Below are 16,218 nucleotides of genomic sequence, written 5' to 3'. Positions count from 1 at the left end.
GCGCCTTGAGACGCTGGTCGGTAATCCAAGGCTTATAGCCTTAGAGCAAACCACCCTTTGAAGGGTGGTTTTGATTGTGGGGAAAATTTTTAAAAGGGAAACAACTCTACTTGACTTATGGTGAACTTTCATCTAAAATACACATAACATACTTTACCATACTAGTGAAGTAAAGCAAAACAACCGGAGGTTATTGACTGACGGGTTGCAGTTTAAACGGAACCTGAAGGAAGAAGGCTTTCTTCCCTTTTATTTGGATAAACAAAAGAAAGAGAAAAGCTGCAGAGAAGGAGAAAATCTTAATGACACAACCGTTTATGTTTGAAAGGCCGCTCGGGCTGCGGGATACGCTTCCCGAGGCTCAGCGGTCGATCGCCGGGCTGGAAGCGATTTTCCGCCGGGAACTGCTGCGCTGGGGCTACGATTTTATAAAGACCCCTGCGCTGGAGTACGCTGAAACGATCGGACGCGCTTCGGCCATCGAAGACGGCCAGCTGTTCAAATTTCTGGACGTCGAAGGGCGTCCGGTCGTACTCCGCCCGGATATGACGACGCCGATTGCGCGGATAGCGGCTTCCAGTCTGAGGAAGCAGCCGCTTCCGCTGCGCCTTGCCTATACGGCGGCACTGTACCGGAGCCAGAGGAGAGAAGGCGGGCACCCGAGTGAATTCGAGCAGACCGGAGCGGAACTGATCGGCGACGCGACACCTTATGCGGATGTGGAAGTGATCTCGCTGCTGATGACGCTGCTTAAGAAGGCCGGACTTCGGTCGATCCGGCTCGCGGTCGGCCATGTCGGATTTGTCAATGCTTTTTTCTATGATATTGTAAAAGACAAGGAAACGGTCAGACAGCTTCGCAATTTGCTTTATAATAAAAATGATGTCGGGTTTCATGAATATGTCGCTTCGCTGCACTTATCCGATCGATCGGCGAAAAGACTGAATACATTTATCGATTCAAGAAGGATGGATAATCAGGCGACGCTTGATTTTCTGAGAGAACTGACGGCCGGATCGTCAATTCCTGTACGTTCCTATTATCAACATATCGTTGAACTCATTCAGCTGCTGAAAATCGATCATCTCGATGGCCGGATTGATTTGGATATCACGCTGATGCCGCATCTCAGCTATTATACAGGATTTGTTTTTCAAGGATTCGGCGGGGGGCTTGGTTTTCCGGTGGCAAGCGGCGGCCGCTATGACGATCTGCTGGCACAGTTTCACCGCCCGTGTCCGGCGACCGGTTTCGGCATCCGGATCGACCGGCTGATGAGCGTGGCAGGCGGAACTCCGGCCGAACCGCACAAACAGGCGGTCATCTATGATCGGGAAAATGCGGGGAAAGCAATGCGCTTTGCCGCACGGGAGAGGGAAAAAGGACGCACTGTCGTTCTGCAGCATGCGGACGGCATTACTGATGCCGAAGCCTTTGCGCGGCAGTTTGAAACGATTGAACGCTTTTTGAAATCTGAGGAAACGGAGACAAAAGGATGAATGAATCGGTTATTACGGTGGCGATGCCGAAGGGCCGGATTTTCGGCGATGCGTGCCGCCTCCTAAGAAACGCCGGATTCGAACTGCCCGTCACGTTCGAAACGACGCGCAAATTGATTTTAGATCCGGATGCTGCACCCTTTCGCTTTATTCTTGCCAAACCGGTCGATGTGCCGACTTACGTTGAGTACGGCGCTGCGGATATAGGGATTGCCGGAAAAGATGTCCTGCTCGAGAGCCGGCGCGATGTTTATGAAATGGTCGATCTCGGCATCAGCAGATGCCACATGGCCGTGGCAGGGCTTCCCGGACACCGCAGCAAGAATCCTTATTTGAAGATTGCGACAAAGTATCCGAACATTGCTTCCGATTTTTATCGGCGCCGCGGTGAACAGATTGATCTGATTGCGCTGAACGGTTCTATTGAACTGGCTCCTATCGTCGGTCTGGCAGATGCCATTGTCGACATTGTTTCCACGGGAACGACACTCAGAGAGAACGGATTGATTGAGTTTGACCGGCTGATGGATATCAGTTCGCGGCTGATCGTCAATCCGGTCAGCTATCGCTTGAAAAAGCCCGTCATTGACGAGATTGTTGAGAAAATGATCCGGGCTACGGGAGGAATCAAAGTTGGAATGGATTGAAAACGGGAATTTAAGTTTTTTAAAGAAAAGGAAAGTTGAGGCCAAAGAAGAGGCGCAGCAATCTGTCCGTGAGATCATTGCACAGGTCAGAGCCGGAGGCGACAAAGCGCTGAAAGCTTATACAAAACAATTCGACGGAATCGAACTGGAAAAGCTGCGCGTTTCGGATGAAGAGGCGGCCGCAGCTTATCGCCGCATTCCTGAAGAAGTGATCCGGGCAATCCGCCGGGCGGCCAAGAATATCCGTGCCTTCCATGAAAAGCAAAAGCCTTCGTCATGGACAGAAACAGTGGAATACGGCGTCGTCCTCGGACAGAAGGTAACAGCACTTGATTCGGTCGGTGTCTATGTACCGGGCGGGACCGCGAGCTATCCTTCGTCTGTCCTGATGGGCGCTCTCCCGGCCCTCGTTGCCGGAGTCGGGCGCGTTGTTCTGGTCTCTCCGCCTCAGAAAAACGGTTTGATTGCGGACGGGGTGCTTGCTGCCGCTCATGAGATCGGCATTAAGGAGATTTACCAGGTCGGAGGGGCGCAGGCGATTGCGGCGCTCGCTTACGGAACCGAAACCATCCGTCCGGTTGATAAAATTGTCGGGCCCGGGAACCTGTACGTGATGCTGGCAAAAAAACAGGTGTTCGGCGATGTCGCGATCGACAGCCTTGCCGGACCGAGCGAAATTGCGATTCTGGCTGACGAGACGGCGCATCCGGAATGGGTAGCTGCCGATCTGCTTTCCCAGGCGGAACATGATAAACTGTCGATGCCCGTACTGATCACGACGTCCCGGCAGCTCGCTGAGGAAGTCGACAGAGAAGTCGACCGCCGGCTCGCGGTGCTGCCGCGGCATGAAATCGCCGGTCCGGCGATTGAAACGGTCGGGAAGATTGTGCTTGCGGCCGATCTTAAGGAAGGGGCCCGATTTGTAAATCAAATCGCTCCGGAACATCTTGAACTGGCGACGGCCGATCCCGAATCCGTTCTGCCGCTGATCCGGCATGCGGGAGCCATTTTTCTCGGCATGTACAGCTCGGAGCCGGTCGGCGATTACTTTGCCGGCCCCAATCATATTATTCCGACAAACGGATCGGCCCGCTATGCGAGCCCTCTCGGCGTTGAGAGTTTTGTTAAACGGTCAAGTCTGATCCGATACACGGATGAAGCGCTGAAAGCAAACGGTCCGGCGATTGCCGCTTTCGCCCGATTCGAAGGGCTGGAAGGCCATGCACGGGCCGTCGAAGAGCGCATGAAGGGGGCCGCTGTTCATGAATAAACGGACAGGCGCAGTCGAGCGGAATACTCTTGAAACACAGATCAAACTGCATTTTGCGATCGACGGCAGCGGCGAATCGCGCCTTGAAACCGGCGTGCCCTTCCTGACTCACATGCTGACGCTTTTCGCGAAGCACGGCCTGTTTAATCTCGGCATCGAGGCGCAAGGAGATACCGACGTGGACGATCATCATACGACGGAAGACATCGCCATCTGTCTCGGGCAGGCAATCCGCCAGGCGCTTGGGGACAAAAAAGGAATCAATCGGTACGGTTATGCCGTTATCCCGATGGATGAGGCACTGTCGGACGTAGCCATCGACCTCAGCGGCCGCCCGTATTTTGTCTTTCACGGAACTTTGCCCGCTCAGAAAGTCGGCACGTTCGATACGGAACTGGTACCTGAATTTCTCGATAAGCTTTCTATTGAAGCGCGCATGAATCTGCATGTAACCGTTCGTTACGGAGAAAATACGCATCACATCATCGAGTCGATTTTTAAAGCACTCGGGCGCGCCCTTGACGCGGCATCGGTTCAAAATCCAAGGATTCAGGGGGTCCTGTCGACGAAAGGAACATTGGGATGATCGGGATTGTCGATTACGGCATGGGCAATTTATACAGTCTCAGCCAGGCGCTGAAAAGACTGGGCCAGGATTTTACGATCAGCGACCGTCCGGATGAGCTCGCCGAAACGGACGGATTGATTCTCCCCGGGGTCGGCGCGTTTAAGGATGCGATGGCGCTGTTGAATAAAAAGCAGCTTTCTGCTTTTCTGACACGTTATGTGCAAAAAAAACCGCTGCTTGGGATCTGTCTCGGCATGCAGCTTTTATTCGAGGAAAGCGAGGAAGGCGGCCTGACCGCAGGCCTTGCTTTCCTTTCAGGACGCATTGTGCGCTTCAGCGGGACGGCTCCGATTACGGGAGAACGCTATAAAGTTCCCCATATGGGCTGGAATACGCTTGAATTCAGGCAGCCGGATTCCCTTTTGCTTGATGGGCTGGCACCGGATTATGCTTATTTTGTTCACTCTTATTACGCTGAAACAGAGGATCCGTCGATTCTGATCGCGACGGCGGACTACCACGGACAGGTTCCGGCCGTTGTCGGCAAAGGCCGCGTATTCGGCACGCAGTTTCATCCGGAAAAAAGCGGTGCGTTCGGACAGGCGCTCCTGAAAAATTATCTCGGCTTTGTAAATCGGCTGCCGCAGGACAAAACCGCCGTTTCCCGGCCGTCGGCATCGCTTGCGCCGCGTGAGGAGGGAAAATAGTCATGTTTACGATCTATCCGGCAATCGACCTTCTGAACGGAAAGTGCGTCCGGCTGATTCAGGGAGACTACGGCCAGTCTACGGTTTACAGCGACTCGCCCGTTATGACGGCAAAAACTTTTCTGAGCGAAGGAGCACAATGGCTTCATATTGTCGATCTTGACGGAGCCCGGCAAGGCCGGCCGCTGAACCGCCGCACGATTGAACAAATTGCCGCCGAGGTGCCGGTACATATTGAAGTCGGCGGCGGCATCCGCAATATGGAAACAGTCGATCGATATCTGGATCGGGGAGTCGGCAGAGTGATTCTCGGCAGTTCGGCGATTGCGGATCCCGAATTCGTCCGGCTGGCTCTCAGCCGCTATCCGGACTCGATTGCCATCGGTCTTGACGTTAAAAGGGGCAAAGTAGCAGTAAAGGGCTGGCTGGAGGTTTCCGAACTGAGTGCGGCCGATCTGGCAAAAAGGCTGATCGGATTCGGTGCCCGCCATTTCATCTATACCAATATTTCACGGGACGGTGCCTTAAAGGGCGCAGACCAGGACGGCGCCGGGAAGCTGGCGGCTGAAATCGGAATGCCGGTCGTCGTTTCCGGAGGTGTTTCCAGTACGGAAGAACTGGCGGCCATGGTGAAAATGGGATCGGGCCGGATCAGCGGTGCGATCATCGGAAAAGCGATTTACACACAACAGATTTCACTCAGAAAAGCCTTAAAGGTGGTGGACGTGCATGCTGGCTAAACGGATTATTCCCTGTCTTGACGTAAAAAAAGGGCGTGTCGTCAAAGGCAAGCAGTTCATTCAGCTGCGTGATGCCGGCGATCCTGTCGAACTGGCGATGTACTATAACGACCAGGGTGCGGACGAACTTGTTTTTCTCGATATTTCCGCATCGAATGAAGGCAGAAACACGATGGTCGACGTTGTGAAGGCGGCAGCCGCCAAACTGGCCATTCCTTTTACGGTGGGCGGCGGCATCCACTCGCCGGAAAACATAAAGGCTTTGCTGCGCGCGGGCGCGGACAAGGTGTCTCTGAACAGTTCGGCAGTGGAAAATCCGGAACTGATTGCAGCCGGAGCCGATTTTTTCGGCTGCCAGTGCATCGTCTGCGCGATTGATGCGAAGTTTGATCCGGCAACGTCCTCATACAGAGTTTATACACACGGCGGGCAAAAACCGGCGGATCTGGATGCTGTCGAGTGGGCGAAAAAAGCCGTTTCGCTCGGAGCCGGCGAGATCCTGCTGACCAGTATGGATCGGGACGGGGAGAAGAGCGGGTTTGAACTGAATCTGACACGTAAAATCAGTGAGGCCGTCGATGTGCCGGTCATTGCTTCCGGAGGTGCCGGAAAAGCGTCTGATTTTCTGGATGTTTTCAGTGCCGGAAAAGCAGATGCCGCACTGGCCGCTTCGATTTTTCACTATAAAGAGACGTCGGTTGCACAAGTTAAAACATATTTGAAACAAAAAGGAGTGGCGATCCGATGAATGCGGAAAATGTCAAATTTGATGAAAAAGGGCTCATCCCGGTGATTGTTCAGGATGCACAGAGCAAAGAAATATTGACGCTTGCCTATATGAATAAAGAATCGCTCGAAAAGTCGCTTGAAACGGGTGAAACATGGTTTTTCAGCCGGTCCAGGCAGAAACTATGGCACAAGGGCGAAACGTCGGGAAACATCCAGAAAATCGTCGACTGGGCGGTGGACTGCGATTCGGATGCGCTGATTGTCAAAGTCAATCCTGCGGGTCCTGCGTGCCATACCGGGAGTTACAGCTGTTTCAAGACGGAGGAGAGCGACAAGCTGGAATCCGTAAAGAGCGGGAATGAACGCTACGGCATTCTCGCCGAACTGGAACGCGTGATTGCCGAGCGTGAAGCGGAGCGCCCGGAAGGCACCTATACGACTTACTTGTTCAATGAAGGCATCGACAAGATCCTGAAAAAAATCGGCGAAGAGACGTCCGAGGTGATCATTGCCGCCAAGAACCGGTCGGCAGATGAACTGGAATGGGAAGTATCCGATGTCGTTTACCATACACTGGTCATGCTTCGCGAGCAGAAGATCGGCTTTGACCGTGTATTGCATGTGCTTGAAAAACGTCACCGCGAAAAAAGCGAATTCAAGCGGGAAAAAGCGAAAAAAGTGAATTAAATCCGAGCCTTACCCCCTTTTTGTCCATCTGCGTCCGCGGAAACGCTAAACTCCTGCCGCCGGGATCGTTTATTGATTCCGGCGGTTTTTTATCGATCCTTCGCATTTTTAAGGATAGTTCGCCTTTTGCGGCTAATAATAAGTATAAAATTAATGCACCGTGCCTCCCGCATGGATCTGAAGAGGGAAAACGGATGATGCTTCTATTTGCGCTCCTGCTTTGCTTTTTGGCCGCTGTTCTTATATTTGCCGTTGTTTTATTCAAGAGCGTCCTTGCCTGCCGGATTTCATGCCTGATCGGAACGGATCGGCTGGAAGCGGAAATAACTGTCTTTTTCTGGAAAAAAGAACTGAAATCATTCAAAATTACTGAAGAAACTTTCAGAGAATGGATTAAAAAACAGGAAGCGGACAACCGAAGGCCGGTCCGGACCGGCAAGGACGGCGATGCATTTCAGCCCATGCATGACTGGTATCGTCTGAGCCGTCAGATCGTCAGAACAATCCGTTCTCTTGATCTGACGGAAAGAGTATGCCTCAGCGATTTTTTCTGGAAGACATCCTGCGGGGTTGAGAATGCACAGGCAACCGCCATGCTCTGCGGGATCATCTGGTCGGTCAAGTATTCTGTCATGCCCCTGATCGGAAAAATGATGGTCGGCCGGCCTTCAATCGAAGTGATTCCTCTGTTCCGGAAAAAGCAGAAAAAAATTTTCACTTCCCGATTATCGTGCATGATCACGATCAAAGCGGGGGAAGCTATGCTTATCATGCGGCAGATAAGGCGGCAGGTGAAAGAGGGAGAATGCAATGGCGGATCATCCCATTCAGGGCTTGATGAAGACAGCGCTGGAAAATCTTCAGTCGATGATCGACGTCGGAACGATTATCGGCGAACCGATTGAGACTAAGGACGGACACATGATTGTGACAATCTCCAAAGTCGGTTTCGGATTTGTAGCCGGCGGGAGTGAATTTACTGTAAAAAATGAAAATACTGACGAAGAGCCGGGAGAGGAGACGGAAGCCTACCTGCCGTTCGGAGGCGGGACGGGCGGCGGCGTCTCGATTACTCCGATCGCTTTTCTGATTGTCGGTCCGGCGGGAGTCAAGACCATTCATCTGGATAATAGCACGCATCTGTATGAAAGGCTCATCGACCTGGCTCCGCAAACGGTCGAAAAGGTTAAAGAGATTCTTGAGAACGCGGGCGGCGGGTCAGGAGAGGAAAACGAGCGCCGGCAGCAAAGGACTATGAAAAAAAGACGGCGCAGCAATGAATGGACGGATGACGTCGACTTTTGAAGCAGCCGCTTGAAAATAAATCTTTGAACTTTTTCCGGTCTTTGTCTGAAGGCCGGAATTTTTTTACGGATCCGGAAAAAAGAAACTTATTCGTTTTTTTTTCGTAAATAGATTATTTCAGCGGATGAATCGGTCCGGCCCGATTGTTTGTCTCATTCCGGAATCCGTTCTGACTTGCGTTCCGGTTGCTCTGCCGCTACAATTAATCTATAGTAAATACAGGAGTGATTTAAAAAATGGAAAGTGTGACATTTGTCAATGACTTGGCAAAGTTTTTGGGAAATCAAATGGGTCGGCGAAATCAGGCGGCTTCGGACGATGTGCTAAAAGAGATCACCCGCAGCGGGCTAAAAAGAGACTGAGGGATTTTGTCATATTTATTATGTTGTAAGCGCTTCATTATGGGGGAAAAAATTTGCAAACAACGACAGTAAGCGAGCTGTTCTCGGTTTTCGATCAATCTGTCCGGCTGATCAGGGAGCATCGTCATATAAGCTATCTCGAAGCGCTCTGCACAGCCGGTGAAATAATCTTCAAGGGAACCGCTCAGGATGAAGAACTGGGGAAAAAACTTGAGCCGTTTTATACGGATTTCTATCGTGAGGGAATGACTGCGGAAGAGATCCGCCGCGCTTTTCAGCTTGCCGCACTTAAAGGGATGAAGGCCGAGCCGCGGCCGGGCCGTGAAATGACGCCGGACAGTCTGGTCATTTTAATGGGACATGTCGTCGCACTTCTGGCCGGCAGCCGGCCGTTTTCCATTCTCGATCCTGCAGTCGGTACAGCTAATCTATTGACCGGCGTCATGAATCAGGCTGAAACGGATCATATTGCGGCATACGGAGCGGAAACGGATGACCTGATGCTTAAATTGGCTTTTACGAATGCCAATCTGCAGCAAAAAGAGATCCATTTTTTTCATCAGGACGGACTCGGGCCCATCTATTCCGGGCCTGTTGATTTTGTCGTTTGCGATGTCCCGGTCGGAATCTATCCGGACAGGCAGTCGGCAAAGTCGTTTGAACTGAACGGGATTAACGGGAAGGCATACACACATTTTCTTTTTATTGAAAAAGGTCTGAGACAGCTGAAGGAATCCGGATATCTTTTCTATCTGATTCCCAATCAACTATTCTCGGAAGACAAGGAACACCTTTTTCATCGCTTCATTCAGAAAAATGCGGCCATTCTGGCACTTCTTCAGCTGCCGTCCTCACTTTTCAAAAATGCGGCTGCAGCCAAGAGTGTGATTCTGTTGCAGAAGAAGGGCAGGGGCGCTTCTGTTCCGAAACAGACGCTTCTTGCCGAAATGCCGGATTTCTCGGATGAACGCAAAATGCGGGATTTTATGATTCAAATGGATCAATGGTTTGCGCGCTGATCGTAAAATGAACGGGAGGTGAAGACATGGCATTAATTCTTGCAATCAATGCAGGCAGTTCATCACTGAAATTTCAGATACTCGACATGCCTGATGAAAGATTAGTGACAAAAGGTTCTGTGGAAAGAATCGGTTTGCCGGATTCAATTTTTTCAATCAGTGTGAAAGGGGAAAAAAAGCAGGAAATTTACTCTATTCCCGATCATGAAAAAGCGGTGCGCGAACTGCTTAAAAAACTGACTTCACTGCAGATCATTCATTCGCTGTCGGAGATCGAGGGAGTCGGGCACCGGGTGCTGCACGGAGGGGAGTCGTTTAATGATTCCGTCCTGATCACGGACGAAGTCATTAAGAAAATCGAAAGCCTTTCCGACCTCGCTCCGCTGCATATTCCGGCCAACCTGGTCGGAATCAAGGCCTTTCGGGAAGTCCTTCCCGATGTGCCTGAGGTAGCGGTGTTCGATACGGTGTTCCACCAGACGATGGAAAGCAGCACCTATCTCTACGGCCTGCCCTATGAATATTACAAGGATTACGGCATTCGAAAATACGGATTTCACGGCATGAGCCATCAGTACGTGACGTTTCGCGCGGCGGAGATGATCGGACGGCCCATTGAAGAACTTAAACTGATTTCCTGCCATCTGGGCAATGGTTCCAGTATCACGGCCGTTAAGGGAGGAAAGTCAATCGATACATCGATGGGGTTTACCCCCCTTGCCGGGCTGACCATGGGAACGCGTTCGGGAGACATCGACCCTGCCCTGATCCCCTATATTATGGATAAAACCGGCATGAACGCCAGTGAAGTAATTAATGTGCTGAACAAGAAGAGCGGCCTGCTGGGAATCTCCGGCTTTTCCAGCGATCTGCGCGATATAGAAAAAGAAGCGAGGAGAGGAAACAGACGGGCCGGACTTGCCATCGAAGTGTTTGTGGAACGCATTCATAAATACATAGGATCATACGCAGCTAAAATGTCCGGAGTCGATGCCATTATTTTCACCGCCGGCATCGGGGAGCACAGTTCGCTGATTCGCGAAAGAGTGCTGGATGGGCTGGAATTTATGGGAATACATTGCGACGCTGAAATGAATAAAGTGAACGGGAAAGAACAATTTATCAATGCACCGGATTCTCCGGTCAAGGTGCTGGTCATTCCGACCAATGAAGAAGTCATGATCGCCAGAGACACGGTGCGCCTTTCCGTCCATCATCAGAAGATATAAAGAATGGATGCGTATCGGGCTACGGACTGGAGGGACTGTGAATGAATATTCTTGTCACGCTGAATGCCAATTATCTATATCCGCTGAAAGTCATGCTGAAATCGCTTTTTATCAATAATCCGGAGGAACATTTCTCTATCTACATGATGCACTCTGAAATGGCCGAAAAGCATTTAGCTGATATTAATGCTTTTGTCATGAATGAAGGCCATGAATTCACCTCCCTCTATGTCGATCCGCTGATCTTTAAAAAGGCGACCGTTCTCAAGCATTTTACGTCGGAAATGTACTATCGCCTGATTGCTTATCTTTACCTGCCGGATTCGGTCGAACGCGTGCTCTACCTGGATCCGGATGTCGTTTGTCTGAATCCTGTCTCCCGTTTCTACAATAAGCCGTTTGGCGAAGCTTTTTTTATCGCGTCGGAGCATGAATATTCAGCGCGGATGGCGAGGACTTTCAATAAGATGCGTCTGAAGATACCGAATGCAAAGGGGTATTTTAATACCGGGGTACTGCTGATGAATGTGAGCGGGCTGAAAAAGAGCGATCCGGCCGAGCAGATTTTTGCTTACATCGAGCAGTACAAGCACCGGCTGCTTCTTCCGGATCAAGACGTTTTTAACGCAATTTACTGGAATAGAATCATTCCGGTATGCGGAGCCTATTACAATTATGACGCCAGAGTCTATGATTTAAAGAAATTATTGATGATCAACGGTGATGAGGCCGATCTGAACTGGATCCGGAAACACACGGTCTTCATCCATTACTGCGGAAAACAGAAACCGTGGCATAAAACTTATAAAGGCGATCTAGGCTTTTTTTTTCACCGATATGCCGAAAAACTATCGCCTGACAGAAACAAAAAGAATTCACCCGCCTATCTTCGCGAATAAAACGCGCGATGAAACGATCCCGGAAGTTTTTGCCGGGCGGGATGCCATCTAAAAAACGGGGCGCCGCAGGTCAATTGCTGCGGCGCTCCGTTTCATCTTCATAGACATGGGCCTGCATCGGGACAGTCTCATGAAATGATCTGCAGTTCCTTCGGATAGTGAGTCAGCGTGACCGGCCCGTCTTCGCTCAGGTAGACGTCGTCTTCGATCCGTACGCCGCCGACCTCCGGCACATAAATCCCCGGTTCGACCGTAAAAACCATTCCTGCAGCCAGAGTGCCGTCATTTGCGGCACTCATGGACGGTTCTTCATGTTCACCGAGCCCGAGCCCATGGCCGAGCCGATGAGTAAAATAGTCGCCGTAGCCGGCGTCTGTGATGATTTTTCTGGCCACGCCGTCCAGATCGCCGATACGCAGTCCCTGCTGAGCTGCCTTGATGGCAGCCTTGTTCGCCTGAAGGCATGTCCGATAAATTTTCCGCTGTTCATCCGAGGCATATTTATAACAAACCGTTCGGGTGATGTCCGAGCAGTAGCCGTCGATCACGACACCGAGATCGAAAAGGACAAAGTCGCCCTCTTTAATTTGCCGCGTACCCGGATAGCCGTGCGGGGCGGCACTGTTCTCGCCGGTCAGCACCATGGTGTCGAAAGCCATTTCCGAATAGCCGTGCTTGGCCAGTTCATACTCGATCTCGGCAATAATTGCTCGTTCGGTCCTGCCTTTTTTTATAGCTTCGATCCCGAGTCCGACCGCATAATCGGCCATTTCGCCCGCTTTTTTCATCGCGGCCAGTTCGTCTTTATCCTTAATGTTGCGCATGGTGGCAAGCAGATTTTCGATTGAGGCAAGAGGAGCATCGTTATACAGCGTTTTCAGAGCCAGTACTTTTTTGTAGGGAAGGGTACTTGGCTCGAGATAAATCTTTCCGCTGACGGTTTTTCTGGATGCGAGCGCTGCCCCGACGATTGCCCAGGGGTCCTGATCATCACGGTAGCCGATCACTTCACGGCCGAATGACGACGCACGTGCCTGCCCGACCTCGAGCTCCGGGCATACCATGAAAGGATCCCGGTCCGGGAAAAGGAACAGTCCCAGAAAGCGTTCATGAGGATCGCATTTAAAATGGGTTAAATAATAAACATTGATCGGATCGGCTATGTAGGCAAAACGTCCGTCATGATGCTTCAGCCAATCCTCAACTTTTTCGATTTTATCTGGCAAAAAGGTCACCCCGGTTCGAAAGATAATATCTTTAATGTATCACAAACTGCGGGAGAGCGGATGAAAATTCAACAACGAAACTTATTTTTTCATCAAACTGCCGTAAACATGGCGGAAGCGGTTTCCCTGCTTTCGAATCAAGCTGAAGGTAGTGTATAATGAAATTAATTAAGAGGGGGAAAATTTTCCACTCGCAGAAAAGGGGTCGAACGAATGCGTATCACTTTTATCGGTCATTCGACGGTTCTGATTGAAACAGTCCAAGCTAATCTTCTGGTTGATCCGTTTATTACAAGCAACAGTTTGGCAAAAATATCTATTAAGGACTTGCCTAAAATCGATGCTATTTTATTAACGCACGGACACAGCGATCATGTGGAAGACGTGGAGCCGGTCGCCCGGCGCGACGGATCTTTGGTGATCGCGGTTGCCGAGCTCGCAACCTATTTTGGATGGAAGGGACTGAAGACGCACGGTATGTCGATCGGCGGCGGATTTGACTTTCCTTTCGGCCGTGTGAAACTGACACAGGCTTTTCACGGCTCAAGTGTCACTGAATCCGAAAACCGGCGGATCGTATACGCCGGCATGCCTGCCGGACTGCTTCTCTACCTGGAAGGAAAAACAATTTATCACGCGGGCGATACGGCCCTTTTCTCAGATATGAAACTGATTGGCGAACAAAACAAAATTGATCTTGCCTTTTTACCGATCGGCGACAATTTTACGATGGGTCCCGACGATGCGGAGATTGCGGCGCAGTGGATTCAGGCGGGAAAAGTCGTCCCGATTCACTATAATACATTCCCTGTAATCAGGCAGGATGTGCGCCGGTTTGCCGACCGGCTGGGAGATCGGGCTCTGGTGCTTGCACCGGGCCAGTCATTCGAGCTGTAAATCGTTCGTATCCCGGAAAGTTTGGTGAGTGTATGGAGACGAAACATGATCAGATTCTGAATTATATACAGAATCTCGAAATAGGCAGCAAGATATCGGTCCGTCAGATTGCCAAAATACTTCAGGTCAGTGAAGGAACGGCCTACCGGGCAATCAAGGATGCGGAAATTCAGGGACTTGTCAGCACTGTGGAACGTGTGGGAACTGTCCGGATTAAGAAAAAAGATAAGGCAAGTATCGAAAAACTGACTTTCGAGTCGATCGTCGGCATTGTCGACGGACAGGTTCTGGGAGGCAAAGACGGCCTTTCCCGAACGCTGAATCATTTTATTATCGGCGCGATGGAACTGGATGCGATTAAACGCTATATCGATGCCAACGACCTGATGATCGTCGGAAACCGGGAAGCCGTCCACCGTTATGCGCTGAAAGAGGGAGCAGCCGTACTGATCACCGGCGGATTCGACACAAGCGAAGATGTCCGGCTCCTGGCTGATCAGATGAATCTCCCGGTTATCTCAACCTCATACGACACATTTACTGTTGCCACTAAGATCAACCGCGCAATCTATGATCAGCTGATCAAAAAAGAGATTGTGCATGTATCCGACATCCTGATCCCGTTCTCTGAAACTCAGTTTCTGTTCAGTAAGGAATCTCCCGCCCGCTGGCATGAACTGAACCGGGAAAGCGCGCACAGCCGTTTCCCGGTCGTTAATAAGAAAATGAAAGTGGTCGGTATTGTCGCGATGAAAGACGTCATGGGGCATGAAGGCGCCGACACGATTGATGAAGTGATGACGCCGCGGCCGATCGTGGTCGAACCGACGACCTCTGTCGCGGCCGCCGCGCACCGAATGATCTGGGAAGGGATTGAATGCCTCCCGGTCGTCGATGAAAACGAAACGCTTTTGGGCATCATTACCCGCCGCGATGTGATGAAATCGCTTCAGATGATTCAGCAGCAGCCGCAGATGGGGGAAACCATTGAGGATCTGGTTTCGGCGGGGCTTGTCGATCAATCGGCCGGGGGAAATGATATTTTTCAGTTTACCGTCAAACCTCAGATGACCGATTACCTCGGCTCTCTTGCCTACGGCGTCATGACATCGATGATCACAACGGTCGGACGGCGGGTATTGAATCATCTCAGAAAGGGCGATCTGGTCATTGATAATCTGTCCTTTTATTTTTTTAAACCGGTACAGATTGAACAGACTGTCGTTATTCTCCCGAAAATACTGGAAACAACGCGCCGCAACGGAAAACTCGATATTGAATTATTTGTTGAAAATCAACTGTGCGGGAAGGCCCTGCTGACCGCCCAGTTCATCGACCGTTTCTGACCGGCGCGGAACGGCTGGACGGATGATTAAGACCGTCATCCACTGCATAAAATATCTTTTATCCGCTACCAATGGAGGGATCTGTGTTGCTGATTGATCAGATACTTGGATGGATTCAAAAATATGAAACGATTATTATTCACCGCCATGTCAGGCCCGATCCGGACGCGCTCGGGTCACAGGGCGGACTGGCCTGCCTGATTCGCGATAATTTTCCTGGAAAGAAAGTTTATGCCGTAGGCGAGGATGCAGAGTCCCTTCGCTTCCTTCTGCCGATGGACGCGCCCGATGACGCGGCATATGCCGGCGCATTGGTCATTGTATGCGACACGGCCAACCGCGAACGGATATCCGACGCACGGTTCGGCAAGGGCAGCCGCCTGATTAAAATTGATCATCATCCCGTGGTTGATTCCTACGGCGACCCTGAATGGGTAGACACGTCGTCCAGTTCGGCCAGCGAAATGATTGCGTCGATTTATCGGACGCACCCGGAGCTGAAAATGACGGATTCGGCGGCCAGGCTTCTGTTCGCCGGCATTGTCGGCGACACGGGCCGCTTTCAGTTCAGCAATGTAACGCCTGAAACGTTTCTTACCGCCGCCGAGCTTATCAAACATCCGTTCGGCCGCCAGGCTTTCTTTAATGATCTGTACAGGCGGAAACTCGCTCTTGCCAGGCTGAACGGATATGTCCTTCAGCATTTTACTCTGACTGAGGAAGGCGTCGGATTTATCAAGCTTCCTCTTGATCTGATCCGCTCCTTTAATCTTGAATCTTCGGATGCGTCGCTGCTGGTCAACTGTTTTTCGGATGTCGAGAATTTGAAAGCCTGGGTTCTGTTTTCTGAAGAAAAAGATTCGATCCGGGCGCGTCTCCGCTCTAAAGGCCCGGTGATCAACCGGATCGCTGAAATCTATCACGGCGGCGGGCACCCGCTCGCCGCAGGAGCCACGGTACACAGCTGGGAAGAAGCCGATCGCATGATTGCCGATCTGCGGACGCTTTGCCGGCAAGAGCCCTTGCAAATGAACTCGTCCGAGAAAGATGCCTGAAACGGAACAGCTGTTTTCAGGCATCTTTTGTCG

At 51.1% G+C, this 16,218-nt stretch carries 18 protein-coding genes; 17 read left to right on the top strand and 1 reads right to left on the bottom strand.

Annotated elements, in window-relative coordinates; genetic code table 11:
* The first annotated feature begins 302 nt into the window (after positions 1-302).
* From Q6A92_RS18070 to Q6A92_RS18005, 14 genes are all read left to right on the top strand, one after another.
* Entirely contained in the window at positions 303-1,499 is a 1,197-nt protein-coding gene (locus Q6A92_RS18070) for an ATP phosphoribosyltransferase regulatory subunit (RefSeq protein WP_274400662.1), read from the top strand.
* The gene (gene hisG, locus Q6A92_RS18065) at positions 1,496-2,146 is read left to right on the top strand and encodes an ATP phosphoribosyltransferase (RefSeq protein WP_332238954.1); all 651 of its coding nucleotides are present in this window, start codon (positions 1,496-1,498) and stop codon (positions 2,144-2,146) included. Before Q6A92_RS18070 ends, hisG begins: the two co-directional genes overlap by 4 nt.
* The gene (hisD, locus tag Q6A92_RS18060; protein ID WP_332238953.1) at positions 2,133-3,416 is read left to right on the top strand and encodes a histidinol dehydrogenase; all 1,284 of its coding nucleotides are present in this window, start codon (positions 2,133-2,135) and stop codon (positions 3,414-3,416) included. The genes hisG and hisD overlap by 14 nt, the downstream gene beginning before the upstream one ends.
* Complete coding sequence (hisB, locus tag Q6A92_RS18055) at positions 3,409-4,002, top strand: imidazoleglycerol-phosphate dehydratase HisB (protein ID WP_274400667.1); 594 nt, start codon at positions 3,409-3,411, stop codon at positions 4,000-4,002. The genes hisD and hisB overlap by 8 nt, the downstream gene beginning before the upstream one ends.
* Positions 3,999-4,691 (top strand): imidazole glycerol phosphate synthase subunit HisH, encoded by a 693-nt coding sequence (gene hisH / locus Q6A92_RS18050; RefSeq protein ID WP_274400669.1) that lies wholly within the window; start codon positions 3,999-4,001, stop codon positions 4,689-4,691. Before hisB ends, hisH begins: the two co-directional genes overlap by 4 nt.
* Positions 4,688-5,431 (top strand): 1-(5-phosphoribosyl)-5-[(5-phosphoribosylamino)methylideneamino]imidazole-4-carboxamide isomerase, encoded by a 744-nt coding sequence (gene hisA, locus Q6A92_RS18045; protein WP_274400687.1) that lies wholly within the window; start codon positions 4,688-4,690, stop codon positions 5,429-5,431. The genes hisH and hisA overlap by 4 nt, the downstream gene beginning before the upstream one ends.
* Positions 5,421-6,179: an imidazole glycerol phosphate synthase subunit HisF gene (gene hisF / locus Q6A92_RS18040; protein ID WP_332238952.1), complete on the top strand. Its 759-nt coding sequence runs from the start codon at positions 5,421-5,423 to the stop codon at positions 6,177-6,179. The genes hisA and hisF overlap by 11 nt, the downstream gene beginning before the upstream one ends.
* Positions 6,176-6,847 (top strand): bifunctional phosphoribosyl-AMP cyclohydrolase/phosphoribosyl-ATP diphosphatase HisIE, encoded by a 672-nt coding sequence (gene hisIE / locus Q6A92_RS18035; protein ID WP_274400673.1) that lies wholly within the window; start codon positions 6,176-6,178, stop codon positions 6,845-6,847. Before hisF ends, hisIE begins: the two co-directional genes overlap by 4 nt.
* A 194-nt stretch (positions 6,848-7,041) precedes the next feature.
* Entirely contained in the window at positions 7,042-7,752 is a 711-nt protein-coding gene (locus Q6A92_RS18030) for a DUF2953 domain-containing protein (RefSeq protein ID WP_332238951.1), read from the top strand.
* Positions 7,658-8,152, top strand: coding sequence for a GerW family sporulation protein (ytfJ, locus tag Q6A92_RS18025; RefSeq protein WP_274400676.1), 495 nt, complete (start codon positions 7,658-7,660; stop codon positions 8,150-8,152). Before Q6A92_RS18030 ends, ytfJ begins: the two co-directional genes overlap by 95 nt.
* 236 nt (positions 8,153-8,388) lie before the next feature.
* Positions 8,389-8,514 carry a hypothetical protein gene (locus Q6A92_RS18020; RefSeq protein WP_274400678.1) on the top strand — a complete coding sequence of 42 codons (126 nt, stop codon included), beginning with the start codon at positions 8,389-8,391 and terminating at the stop codon, positions 8,512-8,514.
* Positions 8,515-8,567: 53 nt separating this feature from the next.
* A complete protein-coding gene (locus Q6A92_RS18015) occupies positions 8,568-9,533 on the top strand; it encodes a class I SAM-dependent methyltransferase (protein ID WP_332238950.1) in 966 nt (321 codons plus the stop codon).
* A 26-nt stretch (positions 9,534-9,559) separates the two neighbouring features.
* Positions 9,560-10,762, top strand: a complete 1,203-nt coding sequence (locus tag Q6A92_RS18010) for an acetate/propionate family kinase (protein ID WP_332238949.1) — start codon at positions 9,560-9,562, stop codon at positions 10,760-10,762.
* A gap of 41 nt (positions 10,763-10,803) precedes the next feature.
* On the top strand, positions 10,804-11,661 hold the full coding sequence (locus Q6A92_RS18005; RefSeq protein WP_274402143.1) for a glycosyltransferase family 8 protein: 858 nt from the start codon (positions 10,804-10,806) through the stop codon (positions 11,659-11,661).
* A gap of 128 nt (positions 11,662-11,789) precedes the next feature.
* On the opposite strand, the gene Q6A92_RS18000 is transcribed toward Q6A92_RS18005, so the two are convergent.
* Complete coding sequence (locus Q6A92_RS18000) at positions 11,790-12,887, bottom strand: M24 family metallopeptidase (RefSeq protein WP_274402144.1); 1,098 nt, start codon at positions 12,885-12,887, stop codon at positions 11,790-11,792.
* Between the two features lie 213 nt (positions 12,888-13,100).
* On the opposite strand from Q6A92_RS18000, the gene Q6A92_RS17995 reads away from it, so the two are divergent.
* From Q6A92_RS17995 to Q6A92_RS17985, 3 genes are all read left to right on the top strand, one after another.
* Positions 13,101-13,784 carry a metal-dependent hydrolase gene (locus Q6A92_RS17995; protein ID WP_332238948.1) on the top strand — a complete coding sequence of 228 codons (684 nt, stop codon included), beginning with the start codon at positions 13,101-13,103 and terminating at the stop codon, positions 13,782-13,784.
* A gap of 32 nt (positions 13,785-13,816) precedes the next feature.
* Complete coding sequence (locus tag Q6A92_RS17990; protein WP_274402147.1) at positions 13,817-15,130, top strand: DRTGG domain-containing protein; 1,314 nt, start codon at positions 13,817-13,819, stop codon at positions 15,128-15,130.
* 89 nt (positions 15,131-15,219) lie between these two features.
* On the top strand, positions 15,220-16,185 hold the full coding sequence (locus Q6A92_RS17985) for a DHH family phosphoesterase (RefSeq protein WP_274402161.1): 966 nt from the start codon (positions 15,220-15,222) through the stop codon (positions 16,183-16,185).
* The last annotated feature ends 33 nt before the right edge of the window (positions 16,186-16,218 follow it).

The sequence above is a fragment of the Sporolactobacillus sp. KGMB 08714 genome (genome assembly GCF_036598985.1).
In the GTDB taxonomy this organism is placed as follows: Bacteria; Bacillota; Bacilli; order Bacillales; family Sporolactobacillaceae; genus Sporolactobacillus.
The sequence above is the reverse complement of the archived record's forward strand: the minus strand, read 5'-3'. Positions and strand labels throughout refer to the sequence as shown.

Bases quoted from the DNA above. Each gene is read 5' to 3' on its own strand.
- Q6A92_RS17995 (WP_332238948.1), top strand. From the start codon at position 13,101: ATGCGTATCACTTTTATCGGTCATTCGACGGTTCTGATTGAAACAGTC.
- Q6A92_RS18030 (WP_332238951.1), top strand. From the start codon at position 7,042: ATGATGCTTCTATTTGCGCTCCTGCTTTGCTTTTTGGCCGCTGTTCTT.
- Q6A92_RS18010 (WP_332238949.1), top strand. From the start codon at position 9,560: ATGGCATTAATTCTTGCAATCAATGCAGGCAGTTCATCACTGAAATTT.
- Q6A92_RS18005 (WP_274402143.1), top strand. From the start codon at position 10,804: ATGAATATTCTTGTCACGCTGAATGCCAATTATCTATATCCGCTGAAA.
- hisG (WP_332238954.1), top strand. From the start codon at position 1,496: ATGAATGAATCGGTTATTACGGTGGCGATGCCGAAGGGCCGGATTTTC.
- Q6A92_RS17990 (WP_274402147.1), top strand. From the start codon at position 13,817: ATGGAGACGAAACATGATCAGATTCTGAATTATATACAGAATCTCGAA.
- hisIE (WP_274400673.1), top strand. From the start codon at position 6,176: ATGAATGCGGAAAATGTCAAATTTGATGAAAAAGGGCTCATCCCGGTG.
- hisB (WP_274400667.1), top strand. From the start codon at position 3,409: ATGAATAAACGGACAGGCGCAGTCGAGCGGAATACTCTTGAAACACAG.
- Q6A92_RS18070 (WP_274400662.1), top strand. From the start codon at position 303: ATGACACAACCGTTTATGTTTGAAAGGCCGCTCGGGCTGCGGGATACG.
- Q6A92_RS18020 (WP_274400678.1), top strand. From the start codon at position 8,389: ATGGAAAGTGTGACATTTGTCAATGACTTGGCAAAGTTTTTGGGAAAT.
- hisF (WP_332238952.1), top strand. From the start codon at position 5,421: ATGCTGGCTAAACGGATTATTCCCTGTCTTGACGTAAAAAAAGGGCGT.
- hisH (WP_274400669.1), top strand. From the start codon at position 3,999: ATGATCGGGATTGTCGATTACGGCATGGGCAATTTATACAGTCTCAGC.
- ytfJ (WP_274400676.1), top strand. From the start codon at position 7,658: ATGGCGGATCATCCCATTCAGGGCTTGATGAAGACAGCGCTGGAAAAT.